Genomic DNA, 12,441 nt, shown 5'->3' on the forward strand with positions numbered 1-12,441 from the left:
TGCCATTAGTCCCGATCTCGGGGTGTCATAAGTCCCGATCTCGCGGTTGGACGAGCACCCACGACGCACACCGGCACACGGACCGTCCCGGTCGACCGGTCGAAGCCGGCCGGCCCAGCCAGCGTCCCCCAGCTCTGGGAATCAACCATCTCGATGCCCTCCGGTCCCGGTCAGGTGAGGCTGCCGTGGGAGCGCGCCTGCTTGAGGGCGCGCAGCGACACCACCGCCGCCACGACGCTCATCCAGGCCGCGACCGCGATGAACAGGTAGCCCCCCTGACTGTCCCGGGCGTCAATGAGGTGGCCCGCGAGCAGGGCGCCCAGAGAGACCCCGATGTTGAGGGAGGTCCCCACCCAGGCCAGCCCTTCGGTCAGCTGCGAGGGGGCCACCGCGACCTGGACGATGTTGTAGCCGGTGGTCAAGGTTGGAGCGACGGCCATGCCCGCAAGCGCCATGATGGCGGTGAGCACAATGAGATTGGGCGCCGCCATGAAGGTTGAGGCGCCCACCGCCACCGCCACCGTGCCGGCGAGAAACTGCTTCCACAGGGGCCAGCTCCACGAGCGCGTTCCGTAGACCAGAGCCGACACGAGCGACCCGAACGACCATCCCGCGAGAAGGACACCAGCGGCCGACTTCTGGCCGAGCTCCGTGGCGAAGGCGACAGAGGCGACGTCGTTGGCTCCGAACATGCTGCCGGAGAACAGGAAGACGATGACGACCGCCCCCACCGCTCCGCGGCGCAGGACCGGAGTGGTCCGGGGCGTCGGTGCGTCCTGCCTGCCCCGTCGGCGCCCATGGGGGCGGGGCTCGGTGCCCCGCAGGGACAGGAACCACAGTCCGCCGCCCACCTGCAGGACGAGGGCCGCCACCCAACCGCTGGTCACCGGCAGGGCGCCCGAGGTGCACAGTGCGGTGGCCAGCACCGGTCCGACGATGTAGACGATCTCGTCGAAGGCGGCCTCGAGGGCGAAGGCGGTGTGCAGGTCGTCGGGCGTGGACAGCACGAGGGTCCAGCGGGAGCGCACGAGTGAGCCTATCGAACCGCCCAGGGCGCCCGCCAAGGCGGACAGCACCATGAGCACCCACAGGTCGGTGCGCACCCGGGTGGCCATGATGAGCCCGACCAGCGCCAGGGCCGACAGGGCAATCGCCGGGACCATGATCCGTGCCTGGCCGTAGGCGTCGACGAGCCTGGCCAGGAGCGGGGAGCACACGGCGGAGGCGACGATATGCGCCGCGGCGACCGTCCCGGCGGCCGAGTAGCTGCCGTAGACGGCCTGGACGGTCAGGATGGTTGAGATGCCCACCATGGACATCGGGAAACGGGCGACGAGACCCGCCAAGCAGAAACTGAGTGCGCCGGGCGTGCGCAGGATCCGCCCATAGGTGCTGGACACGGTGGTGGAGGGCTCCAGGCTCAGCGTGTGGTGGTGTCGGCCTGCTCGCGGGAGAGCCGGAAGCCCTCCCCGGAGACCTGGCTCCAGCACTCGACACCCGACTCCGCCACCGTGCAGGCGAAGTCACCGGAGGCGGCCGTCGCCTCGTAGTTGAGCGTGGCGCCGGCAGCGGAGAAGTCGCTGTTGCAGTTGCCCGTGGCCTGCCCGTCGGCGCCCACGCTCACCGTGAAGGGCATCGTCGAGGCGTTGCCGCACGAGGCGTCAGTGGGCACGAAGTTGTGCTCGTTGATCGTGCAGCTGACCGAGTCATCCCCCAGGACACACGTGATGTTGCCACTGGGTGAGGTGAAGGAGCTCAGCTCCAGGGCGTCCTCGGGCGCCGGCGCCAGCAGCTCTCGGGTCGGGGTGGCGCTGGGCGTCGGCGTAGCCGTCTCCGAGGCCTCGGCGGCCTGGTCGTTCGTGGGCTCGGGGGCGGCCTGGGACTGCTGAGTCGTGGTCGGGGCGGTCGAGGAGGTCTCCGGGTCGCCAGAGGTCATGAACCACACAATGAGGGCGACGACGGAGACCAGAACGATCCCTCCCAGGACCCACAACCATAGTCCTGAGCGGCGGGGCCGGTCGGACTCGGGGGCGGCCGCGCCCACGCCGAACACGCCCATCTCCTCGGCCGCGGGCCGCTGACGGCTCTGCTGGTACTGAGCGGTGGTGGGCTGCTGGTACTGGGTCGGCTGCTGGGCGGCGGGTTGCTGGTACTGCTGCTGGATGGCTGCAGGCAGGAGGCTCTCGGTCGGCGGACCGGCGTCGATGCCTCCCGCGCCGGCCGCCGTCCCTGCCGCGCCGCCCATAGCCGCGGCGCGGGCGGTGGCGGGGTCGACCGCAACAGTCTGGGCCGCCTGGTTACGGCGGGCCAGGGCGGCGTCGACCGCCGGGTCGCCCAGGGAGCCGAGCCACTCGAGCAGCGAGGGGTAGGTGCGAGGATTCGCTGCGATGTAGGGGCGTAGACCCGGGTAGTTGTTGGCGAGCTCGTGCAGCGTCGCCAGCTCCGCGTTCGGATCGCTCGCGCGCGCGACGAGATCATCCTGAGCCTGAGTCATGAGGGCCTCCACACATCGATACACCCTCGACGTGTCCGCCACCGTCGCGAGGGACGGGCAGTACAGGAAGACGCCCGAGGGCACCGGCGGGCACCGGCACCCATGAGGGTACCTGAGGGCACAAGTCCGCGCTCTGGCCCGGTATCGTCTGGCTTGTCCACCTGACGAGCCGTGCGTGTGAGGAGGCGCTCATGGGCGACAACAGTGTTGTCTGGGCCGAGACGGTCCCGCTGCGGGATGCGCTCGTGGTTGGTGCGGCCACCGATGTCGGGCGTCACCGCAGCGTCAACGAGGACGGCTATCTCGCCGTGCCCCCCGCCTTCATCGTCGTTGACGGCATGGGTGGCCACGCTGCCGGCCGTGCAGCCACGCGGGCCGCCCTGACCGCCCTGGCGCCCTTGGCCGGCGCCTCGGTCACCGACCCCGAGGAGGTGGTCGCCGCCGTGCTCGCAGCGGGCCGTGCCGTCAGCGCCATCCCCTCCCACGCCGCCTACAGGCCGGGCGCCACGGTGGCGGGCGTGGTCCTGGCCGAGCTCGACCAGGACCCGGCATGGATCGTCTTCAACATTGGGGACTCTCGGGCCTACCTGCTGCGTGACGACCTCCTGCGCCAGCTCTCCCGCGACCACTCCCAGGTACAGGACCTGATCGAGGCGGGCGAGCTCAGTATCGAGCAGGCCCGGCGCGATCCCCGCCGCAACGTCGTGACCCGGGCGCTTGGCGCGGGGCTCGACGAGCCTGCCGTCCCTGAGCTGCACTGCCTGCCAGCCCGTGCGGGCGACCGGATCCTCGTGTGCACCGACGGCCTGAGTGACGAGCTCGATGACCGGGCCCTGGCCACCGTCGTCGGGGCCGGGCTCTCCCCGCAGCGCACCGCCGAGATGGCGGTGGCGGCCGCCCTGGAGTCCGGGGGCCACGACAATGTGACGGCCCTGGTCGTCGACCTGCGCGAGGCGGTGGGCTGATGGCCGCGCCACGTCAGGTCGTCGGGCGCTACGGCACCGCGGTACTCGATCCCGACGCCCCCGCCGGCCTCGACGCCCGCGTGCTCGAGGTGCTCGGCGGGCCCTCGCCTTCGGACACCGAGGACCTCGACCCCGAGCGGACCGGGGTGTGGATCGACCCCGACGACATCGCCCCCGCCCTCGAGTCGCAGGTCGTCGACACCGGGGTCTGGACCGACACCGGCGACGCCAGCGCCCCCAGCGGCCAGGAGCCCGGCGGGTGGGCGCAGTACGACACCTCGGCCCCTCCCCCCTTCGCCAGCCGCTTCCCCGAGCCCGAGCCGGGTTCCGGCCGCCGACGGCGCCGTCCCGTCCCGGCCGTCGAGCCGGTGCCGCAGGACGCACGGGTCCAGGCACTGTCCATGCCCACCGAGGCGATCACCTCGGGCGCCTCGGGCGCCTCGGCCCCGACCGGGGCGATGACGGGCGGGCGCCCCTCGGGCCCGACCCGCCCCCTGGTCACCTCCGTCATGTGCGCCGCGGGCCACGCCAACCCGCCAGACGCGCCCCGCTGCCACATGTGCGTCGCGCCGCTGACCGGCGAGCTGCGGCGGGTGCCCCGCCCCGTGCTCGCCATCCTCATGCTGTCGACGGGCGAGTCGGTGGGGGTGCAGGGCGACCTCGTCGTCGGCCGTGCCCCGCAACCGCAGGCCGGAGGGGAGCCGGGCATGGCCCTGCTCGCCGTGCCCAGCCCGACCCATCTCGTGTCGCGCTCGCACCTGTTCGTGACCACCGCCGGCTGGAACGTCCTGGCCCGTGACCTGGGCTCGAATAACGGCACCGTGCTCGTCAGGCCCGGGCAGCCGCCGGTGCTCCTGGCCACCGCATTGCCCACACCCTTGTACGTGGGAGACTTGCTGGACGTGGGCGATGGCGTCACGCTGCGCGTCGAGCCCCCCGGATAAGCCCCGGTGAGCGGTCCGGCCCACCGCAGGCGGCCCCGCACCGGCGGCGCCCGCGCCCTCCGCCCCCACCCACCCCAGCGCTCGCCTGAGCCACACAGTCGCCACAGTCCATCCGTCCCGTCGTCGCCGACACGCGAGTCCGAGGAGACCACATGAGTGACCACAGCTGGACCGAGCTGCCCAAGGTCGATCCCTCCCGCCCCAACGAGCTCGTGCTCGACTTCTCCGGGGAAGTCCACCGCGTCTCGGTCGACGACACCTTCGTCATCGGCCGTGGCGGGGACCTCGACATCGATGACAACCCCTACCTGCACCGCCGCTTCCTCGTCCTGGCCCACGACGCCGGGCTGTGGTGGATCGCCAACGAGGGCTCCCGCCTGTCGGCGATGCTCACCGACGGCGACGGCCTCGTCCAGTCCCGCCTGGCCCCCGGGGCACGCATGCCCCTGGTCTTCCCCCGGGTCATCCTCACCTTCTCGGCGGGCCTGACCACCTACGAGATCGACCTCATCTCTGCGGGCGAGGACCGCTTCACCGGCATCGGCCAGACGCGGCAGGCCGGGGGCCAGACGACGATCGGGGTGACCCCGATGACCCGCTCCCAGCTGCTGCTCGTGCTTGCCCTGTCCGAGCCAGTGCTGCGCCGTGCGGGCACGGGGGCCGCGGAGATCCCCTCCTCGGCCTCGGCCGCCAAGCGTCTGGGCTGGCCGCTGACCAAGTTCAACCGCAAGCTCGACAACGTCTGCGAGAAGCTCGACCGCGCCGGCGTGCGCGGGCTGCGCGGCGGCCGTGCCGGGGGTGCGGCATCCAACCGCCGCACGGCGCTGGTCGAGCACGCCGTGTCCACCCTCATGGTCACGGCCGAGGACCTGCCGATGCTCGACGAGGAGTTCGCCGCGAACCAGGCGGCCAAGGACTCCGAGGTCTACACGGCCCCGGTCGAGACCCGTCGCTCCCGTCCTGAGAGCGAGGGCGGGGCGTGACCGGCGAGGAGTCCGCGCAGGAGCGGGCCGGCGAGGACCCGCAGAGTGCGTCGACCGGTTCGCCGGACAAGGCGGCGGCCCTCACCGCCCGGCTCCCGCAGGGCGGTCGGGACGAGGCCGAGGCCCCGGGGGCCTCCGACGAGCCGCAGGAGGGTGCGGACCGTCCCCGGACGGCGAAGCGGCCCCGCAGCCGGGCCGGGCGCTGGGCCCGGCGCGTCACGCTCATCGTGCTTCTCCTCGCCCTCGTGCTCGGCGGCGCCGGCGTCCTGGGGGAGAGGTACGCCAGCTCCCGGCTCGACGGGATCGTGCACGGGGCGGTCCCCGGGCTGTCCGACGACGCGGTCATCAGCACCGAGGGGCTCATCCTGCCCCAGGTGATGGCGGGCAGACTGGAGGTCCTGGACGTCCAGGCCTCCAGCCTCCTCATGGAGCGGCAGACCTCCGGTGGAGGACTGGGGGAGGTCTCCAGCGTCGAGCTCCTCGACGTCGAGGCATCCCTGCGCGGGGTCGGCCTGGCCTCCCCCTACACGACCGAGCGCATCGAGGTCGTCGCCTCCCTGGGCTTCGACGAGCTGGACTCCATGGTCGCCGCCTCCTGCCCGGACATGCCGGAGATGACGATCAGTGCGCAGACCTACGGCTCGTCCACGCAGGCGGGGGCCCTCGAGGCCGAGACCTCGGTGCTGGGTATGGACGCGACCCTCATCCTCGAGCCCTCGGTCACCGAGGACGGCTCCCTGCTGCTGACGATCTCCGCCGCGACCATCCAGGGCGTCCCCGTCGACCTCGACGCCGAGCTCGCGGGGCGCACGCCCTTGTCGCTGCTCGGGCTCGACAGCTCGGAGATCACCATTGGCCCCGAGGCCCTGCCCCAGGGCCTGTCACTGACCGGGGCTCATGTGGCCAGGGACGGGCTGCGTCTGGCGATGGGCGGCACGCGGGTCGACCTCGCCTCCCTGTGACCGTCGGCTCACCGCCGGGCGCCGCGGCGGGCAGGAGCGGGACGCCCGCCGTCGACCGGGCCCGGCCTGTCGGCGGGCCGGACTCCCATGGTGCGAGATGCCCACGCCCCGGGCTGGGAGGAGTGGCCGGGCTCGTATAGCCTGCTCGTGGTGCCGGGCATCCATGTCCGGATCACGAGGAGAGGTATGAGCACTCAGCCCGAGCAGTTCCACCGCGTCCCCGTCCCGGGGGCGGCGACCAGCCCACAGCGTGCCGCGGTCCCTGCGCAGGCCGCGCCGTCGGCCCAGGAGCCCCCCTCGGTCCCTCCTGTTCCCCAGAGGCAGGCCGTCGACCGGTCGGCGGCCCCGGGCCTGGCACAACCCGCCACCGGTGCCGGCCGTCGGGTGCGGACCGCCGGAGGCGCGCGGGAGACCGGGCTGGTGGAGCCTGCCGCCGCCCCGGGCGGCTCCACCTACCCGGCGGCGACGGCCTCCCTGCCCTCGCGCCGCGAGCTGGAGCGGGAGGCGGAGCGCGCCTCGCGGTCCAACGCGAGCCCGAAGGCCGACGTCGAGCGGGCCACCGAGCTGCTCAAGCGGGTGAGCCAGACCTTCACCGAGCGCGTCGTCGGCCAGGAGCAGCTGCGCCTGGCGCTGGTATCGACGCTGATCGCCGGCGGGCACATTCTCCTGGAGTCCGTACCCGGCCTGGCCAAGACGACGGCCGCCCAGACGCTGGCCGCGGCGGTCTCCGGCTCCTTCCACCGGATCCAGTGCACCCCCGACCTCATGCCCAACGACATCGTGGGCACCCAGATCCTGTCCTACACCACCGGCGCGATGACTACCCAGCTCGGGCCGGTGCACGCCAACATCGTCCTGCTCGACGAGATCAACCGCTCGAGCGCCAAGACCCAGTCGGCGATGCTCGAGGCGATGCAGGAGCGGCAGACCTCGATCGGTGGCGTCGTCTACCCGCTGCCCCAGCCCTTCATGGTCCTGGCCACCCAGAACCCCATCGAGGAGGAGGGCACCTACGTCCTGCCCGAGGCCCAGATGGACCGCTTCCTCATGAAGGAGGTCCTCACCTACCCCAAGCCGGCGGAGGAGGCCGACGTCCTGGACCGCATCTCCTCGGGAGCCTTCGAGGAGCCGATCCGCACCAACCCGATCTCGACCGACGACGTCGACTGGCTCGCCGGGGCCGTCGAGCGGGTCTATGTCGACCCGATCATCAAGCAGTACATCGTCGCCCTGGTCAACACCTCCCGCGGGGGCGGCCCCCGCCCGGTGCCCGGGCTGGACCGGCACGTGCGCGTGGGCGCCTCCCCCCGTGGGGGCATCGCCCTCATGAAAGTCGCCCAGGCGATCGCCCTGCAGGCCGGCCGCACCTACGTCACCCCTGACGACGTCGGGCTGCTGCGCCACTCGGTGCTGCGCCACCGCCTCGTCCTGACCTACGACGCCCTGGCTGACGCCATCGCCCCTGAGGCGATCATCGACGCGATCTTCGCGGCGGTTCCCACGCCCTGAGGCGCCTGCCCGTAGAGTCGAGATGACGATGCCCCGCTCCGCCGACGCCGCCGGCGGTACTCCGACCGGCCCGATAAGGCCGAGCGCCGCCCCGGCGACCGAGGCCGACACCGACGCCGCCCCGCTGCGCCGGCCCAGCGGATCGCGCCTGGCCCGCGTGCGCGGCCGGCTCGCCCTGCCGACGCTGCGGCGCGCCACCGGCCTGCTCGACGGCAGGCACAAGTCGGTCTTCGTCGGGCACGGACAGGACTTTGACGACCTGTCGATGTATCGGCCGGGCGACGACGTCTCCGACATCGACTGGAAGGCCTCGGCCCGTATCGGCCAACCGGTCATCAAACGCTACCAGCGCGAGTCCAACCTCCCGCTCGTCCTGGCGGTCGACACCGGGCGCACGATGGCCGCGCAGGCGCCCAGCGGTGAGGACAAGCGCGAGCTCGCCCTGGCCGTGGCCGAGATCCTGGCCTACCTGGCGCGTATGCGCGGCGACATGGTGGCCCTCGTGGCCGGGGACTCCGCCCGGCTCGTCTCCCGGCCCCCGCGGGCGGGCTCCCAGCACGCCGAGATGCTGCTGTCCCTCCTGGCCCACCAGTTCGAGGAGCTGACCGACGGGGCCGGGCGGGGGGACGCGCTGCTGTCGCCCCACGCCCCGGCCGCGGGGCTGGCCACGGTCCTCCACCGCGTCTCGACGTGGCACCAGCGTCGCAGCCTGGTCGTGCTCATCACCGACACCTCCCACCCCGACCCCGTGGCCGAGCCGGCGGTGGTCGACCTGCTGCGCAGGCTCTCGGCCCAGCACGAGCTCGTCGCCATCCAGATCGAGGACGACTCCCCGCTCGTGCCCGGCCGCGGCCGTACCCGTGACGTCGAGATCGACGCCGATCTGCCCGCCTTCCTGCGCGAGGACCCGTCCCTGTCCGACTACCTGCGGGCCCAGGCCGAGCTGCGCCGCGGGGCGGTCGCCGACCTGCTGGGCGCCCGTCGTGTCGAGTCCGCCACGATCAGCTCCGATGAGGGGCTCGTCGACGCCATCGCGGACCTGCTCAAGCGCCAGCGCCTGGCCATGTCTCGGAAGAAGCGGTGAGGTCGTGCCCGTCAACCCTGCGGTCCTCATGCCCCTGTGGATGCTCGTCATCGCGGCGATCGGCATCTTCCTGGCCCTGGCATGGATCCTGCGCGCCCTGCTCGTCACCCGCCGCGACACCTCCCGGGAGGTGGGGGACATCCCCATGGCCCCGGCCGAGCGCAGCCAGTGGGCCGGCCGGGTCGAGCATGCCGCGGCCCGCTACGAGCAGGGGGAGATCGACCTGCGCGGGCTCCACCTCGAGCTGGCCTCCGTGCTGCGCGGATTCGCCTCGGCCCGCTCCGGGGAGGACATCTCCTCGGCCACGGTGCGCGAGATCCTCGACATGGCCGACACCGCGGGCCCCCGCTCGGTCGAGGCGCGCCTGGCCGCGGTCATGCTGCGGCGCCGCCCGCTGGACGCCAACCCGCTGGGCTACATCGGCGAGCTCCTGGCGGTGTGGGAACAGCCCTCCTTCGACCGTGACCCCGACGCCGCCGCTGACACCGCGGTGACAGACGCCAGGGAGGTGGTCTCTCGATGGTGATGCCCTGGATCTTCCTGCTCCTGCTGGTGCTGGCCTTCGTGGCCGTGGTCGTCACGCTCCTGCGCCCCCCGAGCACCGGAGGCGGCCGCGGACGCCACGGCCGGGCGTCCTCCAGGCCCCGCAGGGTGGCCAACTCGGCCCCGCTGCTGCTCAGCCCGGTCGTGCGCTCGCGGTTGCATGCCCGCCGCTGGCTGCACGCGCTGATGGCGGTCCTCGTCATCACCGGCCTCGTCGCGGCCTCCTTCATCGCCGGCAGGCCGGTCAAGGAGACCATCCGCAACGAGGCGCTGGCCAGCCGAGATATCGTCCTGTGCCTGGACGTGTCGACCTCGATGGTGACCACGGACGCCAAGATCCTGGAGACCTTCTCCGAGATGCTCGACACCTTCGACGGCGAACGGGTCGCGCTCGTGGCCTGGAACACGACGGCGCAGACGATCGTGCCGCTGACCGACGACTACGTCCTGCTCGAGGACGAGCTCAACAACATCGCCGATGTCCTCGACTTCAACCCCTACTACGGCAACCCAGCCATTGACCGCTACGCGGAGACCTTCGCCGGGACGGTGACTCCGGATGTCGAGGCCTCCTCTCTCATCGGTGACGGCCTGGCCTCCTGCGCCATGGCCTTCGGCCACAACGTCGCCGACCGGTCCCGGTCGATCGTCCTGGCCTCGGACAACCAGGTACAGGATCCCGACGCCCTGCAGATCTACTCCTTGTCCGAGGCGGCCGACCTCGCTGCCCAGGAGGACATCCGGCTGTTCTCGCTGTTCGGAGCCGACCCCGAGCTGATCGACCCCTCGGTATCCGGCAAGGACGTCGAGGAGGCCCGGGACGAGCTCGAACAGGTGACCACCGAGCACAACGACCGGTTCTACGAGGTGGACGACGCCGACGCCGCGGGCAGCATCGTCGAGGAGATGGAGGCCGAGCAGGTCGATGAGCTCGGCGACGACACCCAGGTGCGCCGCTCCGACGTGCCCCACACGGCCGCCTGGCTGCTGGCCTTGGTCGTCCTGGCCTTCCTGGCACTGACCGCATGGAGGAAGGCATGACCTTCGAGCCCCTTCACGGCTGGATCCTCGTCCTGGTCGTCGCGGCGGCCGGGGCCGCCGCTCTGACGGTGTCGGCCCGCTGGCTGCTGCGCCGGGACGCCGACCCCGGCGCACGCAGCACGTGGTGGCGGCGCACCGCCCTGTGCTGCGTGCTCGTCCTGCTCCTGGCCGGCCCGAGCCTGCCGACCCACGAGAAGGTGGCGGTGTCCAACATCGAGATCTTCTTGGTCGTGGACCGCACCGGGTCGATGGCCGCCGAGGACTGGGCAGGAGGGCCTCAGGCCGGCGGCATCCGCCTGGACGGGGTCAAGCAGGACCTCACCGCCATCAAGGACGCCTACCCGACTGCCTCCTTCAGCATCATCGCACTGGACTCCAGCGCGGCGCGTGAGCTGCCCCTGACCACCGACCTGAGCGCGGTGTCCTCCTGGATCGACTCCCTCAGCCAGGAGGTGACTGCCCGCTCCAGCGGGTCCTCCCTGGAGCGGGCCCTGCCGCTGCTGACCACGACCCTCGACAGTGCGGCGCGCACGACTCCGGAGAACGCCCGGCTCGTCTACATCCTGTCGGACGGCGAGGCCACTGACGACGGGGCCGGAGCCGCCGAGGCCAGTGGCGCGGGACTGTCGTGGACGGCCCTGGAGCCCCTTGTCGACGGCGGGGCTGTGCTCGGCTACGGCACCCCCGAGGGCGGGCGGATGCGCGAGTTCACCGGCTCGGGACAGTCCGCGGACCAGCCGTACATCCAGGACCCCACGACCGACCAGGACGCCGTCTCGGTGCCGGACACCGCCCTGCTGGAGTCGGTTGCGCAGGACCTGGGGGTGACCTACCTCCAGCGCACCGGCGGTCCCGACGACGCCCCCTCCTCGGACTTCACCGACCAGGACGTCGATGCCGTCCTGTCCGACGGGCGCCAACGCCGGCGCGCCCGCCAGTACCTCACCTGGCCCCTCGGACTGGCCGGAGCCGGACTTCTCTTGTGGGAGGCGGTCGCCCTGGCGCGGGCCGACCGCGGCCTGTGGGACCTGAGCCGCGCGACCACCGCGGCCGTGCGCAAGGGAGGAATGCGATGAGGCTGCCCGGACGCCGCAAGCCAAAGGCCGCAGGCCCCGGTGAGGAGGACCCCACCCGCCTCCGGCCCGCGGCGGACTTCCCGGACGCGCCGGAGGTGACCGACGCACAGGACAGCACCGGGGGCGGGTCCTCCGGTCCTGCGTCGGCCGCCCCCGGCCTCGCGCCGGAGGACCCCCGGCGGCGGGCGGTCCGCCTGCGCCGCCGTCGGCGCCTGCTCACCTGGGGCGGAGCGCCGGCCGCCGTCATCCTCATCGTGTCGCTGTGGATGGTCTTCGTGTGGACGATGACGATGGCCGCCAACCGCGCGGCCGTTCAGGGGGACTACGGCCTGGCCGTCAGCCGCTACCGGACCGTCGCTGCGGTCAACCCGCTGCTCGAGCAGTGGCGGGTCCACTACAACCTGGGCACGGCCTCCCTGCTGGCCCAGGACCTGGACACGGCTGCCGCCGAGCTGGAGGCCGCACTGCCACTGGCGCCGCGCGCCGAGATGGTCAGCGCCCAGGACAGCGAGGGCAACACCATCACGATCAGGGACCCCTACGCCCCGGAGTGCCTCGTGCGAGTCAACCTCTACGTGACCCGCTCGGCGCAGGCCCAGGCGGCCACCGATGCGGGTGACGCCGCCGCGGCCGAGGACTACGGCGCCCAGGCCACCAGTGCCGCCGGCGAGTGCGAGATGCCTCCGCCCCAGTCGGCCGACCCCACCGCCTCGCCCTCGCAGTCCTCCGAACCAACCGCCAGCCCCTCGCCGACCGACACCTCCACGAGCCCGACGCCCGACCCCTCGAGCTCGCCGACCTCGAGCGCGGGCTCCTCGTCCTCACCGACGTCCTCACCGA

At 72.5% G+C, this 12,441-nt stretch carries 12 protein-coding genes; 10 read left to right on the top strand and 2 right to left on the bottom strand.

What is annotated here, in order from left to right:
• Positions 1 to 170: 170 nt before the first annotated feature.
• Together Q4C85_RS09370 and Q4C85_RS09375 are read right to left on the bottom strand one after the other, a co-directional pair.
• Positions 171 to 1,400: an MFS transporter gene (locus tag Q4C85_RS09370; protein WP_303141534.1), complete on the bottom strand. Its 1,230-nt coding sequence runs from the start codon at positions 1,398 to 1,400 to the stop codon at positions 171 to 173.
• 20 nt (positions 1,401 to 1,420) lie between these two features.
• A complete protein-coding gene (locus Q4C85_RS09375) occupies positions 1,421 to 2,494 on the bottom strand; it encodes a hypothetical protein (protein WP_303141536.1) in 1,074 nt (357 codons plus the stop codon).
• A 191-nt stretch (positions 2,495 to 2,685) separates the two neighbouring features.
• Between Q4C85_RS09375 and Q4C85_RS09380 the strand changes: the two genes are divergently transcribed.
• From Q4C85_RS09380 to Q4C85_RS09425, 10 genes are all read left to right on the top strand, one after another.
• Complete coding sequence (locus Q4C85_RS09380; protein WP_303141537.1) at positions 2,686 to 3,459, top strand: PP2C family serine/threonine-protein phosphatase; 774 nt, start codon at positions 2,686 to 2,688, stop codon at positions 3,457 to 3,459.
• Positions 3,459 to 4,403: a hypothetical protein gene (locus Q4C85_RS09385; protein WP_303141539.1), complete on the top strand. Its 945-nt coding sequence runs from the start codon at positions 3,459 to 3,461 to the stop codon at positions 4,401 to 4,403. The genes Q4C85_RS09380 and Q4C85_RS09385 overlap by 1 nt, the downstream gene beginning before the upstream one ends.
• Before the next feature lie 152 nt (positions 4,404 to 4,555).
• Entirely contained in the window at positions 4,556 to 5,386 is an 831-nt protein-coding gene (locus Q4C85_RS09390) for a hypothetical protein (protein ID WP_303141541.1), read from the top strand.
• Positions 5,383 to 6,348, top strand: a complete 966-nt coding sequence (locus Q4C85_RS09395) for an LmeA family phospholipid-binding protein (protein WP_303141542.1) — start codon at positions 5,383 to 5,385, stop codon at positions 6,346 to 6,348. The genes Q4C85_RS09390 and Q4C85_RS09395 overlap by 4 nt, the downstream gene beginning before the upstream one ends.
• 186 nt (positions 6,349 to 6,534) lie before the next feature.
• Positions 6,535 to 7,857: a MoxR family ATPase gene (locus Q4C85_RS09400; protein WP_303141544.1), complete on the top strand. Its 1,323-nt coding sequence runs from the start codon at positions 6,535 to 6,537 to the stop codon at positions 7,855 to 7,857.
• Positions 7,858 to 7,879: 22 nt separating this feature from the next.
• Positions 7,880 to 8,941, top strand: a complete 1,062-nt coding sequence (locus tag Q4C85_RS09405) for a DUF58 domain-containing protein (protein ID WP_303141545.1) — start codon at positions 7,880 to 7,882, stop codon at positions 8,939 to 8,941.
• Positions 8,942 to 8,945: 4 nt separating this feature from the next.
• A complete protein-coding gene (locus Q4C85_RS09410) occupies positions 8,946 to 9,467 on the top strand; it encodes an alpha-amylase (protein WP_303141546.1) in 522 nt (173 codons plus the stop codon).
• Entirely contained in the window at positions 9,461 to 10,525 is a 1,065-nt protein-coding gene (locus tag Q4C85_RS09415) for a VWA domain-containing protein (RefSeq protein WP_303141548.1), read from the top strand. Before Q4C85_RS09410 ends, Q4C85_RS09415 begins: the two co-directional genes overlap by 7 nt.
• Entirely contained in the window at positions 10,522 to 11,601 is a 1,080-nt protein-coding gene (locus tag Q4C85_RS09420) for a VWA domain-containing protein (protein WP_303141549.1), read from the top strand. The genes Q4C85_RS09415 and Q4C85_RS09420 overlap by 4 nt, the downstream gene beginning before the upstream one ends.
• Positions 11,598 to 12,441 (top strand): hypothetical protein (locus Q4C85_RS09425; protein ID WP_303141550.1); only part of this gene is annotated, 844 nt, incomplete at its 3' end. The genes Q4C85_RS09420 and Q4C85_RS09425, both read left to right, overlap by 4 nt.

Origin of the sequence: Actinomyces sp. (genome assembly GCF_030524025.1) — a bacterium.
GTDB lineage: Bacteria > Actinomycetota > Actinomycetes > Actinomycetales > Actinomycetaceae > Actinomyces.

Excerpts from the sequence above, each read along its gene's own strand:
- Q4C85_RS09380 (WP_303141537.1), top strand. The coding sequence starts at position 2,686 with ATGGGCGACAACAGTGTTGTCTGGGCCGAGACGGTCCCGCTGCGGGAT.
- Q4C85_RS09390 (WP_303141541.1), top strand. The coding sequence starts at position 4,556 with ATGAGTGACCACAGCTGGACCGAGCTGCCCAAGGTCGATCCCTCCCGC.
- Q4C85_RS09375 (WP_303141536.1), bottom strand. The coding sequence starts at position 2,494 with ATGACTCAGGCTCAGGATGATCTCGTCGCGCGCGCGAGCGATCCGAAC.
- Q4C85_RS09415 (WP_303141548.1), top strand. The coding sequence starts at position 9,461 with ATGGTGATGCCCTGGATCTTCCTGCTCCTGCTGGTGCTGGCCTTCGTG.
- Q4C85_RS09420 (WP_303141549.1), top strand. The coding sequence starts at position 10,522 with ATGACCTTCGAGCCCCTTCACGGCTGGATCCTCGTCCTGGTCGTCGCG.
- Q4C85_RS09400 (WP_303141544.1), top strand. The coding sequence starts at position 6,535 with ATGAGCACTCAGCCCGAGCAGTTCCACCGCGTCCCCGTCCCGGGGGCG.
- Q4C85_RS09385 (WP_303141539.1), top strand. The coding sequence starts at position 3,459 with ATGGCCGCGCCACGTCAGGTCGTCGGGCGCTACGGCACCGCGGTACTC.
- Q4C85_RS09405 (WP_303141545.1), top strand. The coding sequence starts at position 7,880 with ATGACGATGCCCCGCTCCGCCGACGCCGCCGGCGGTACTCCGACCGGC.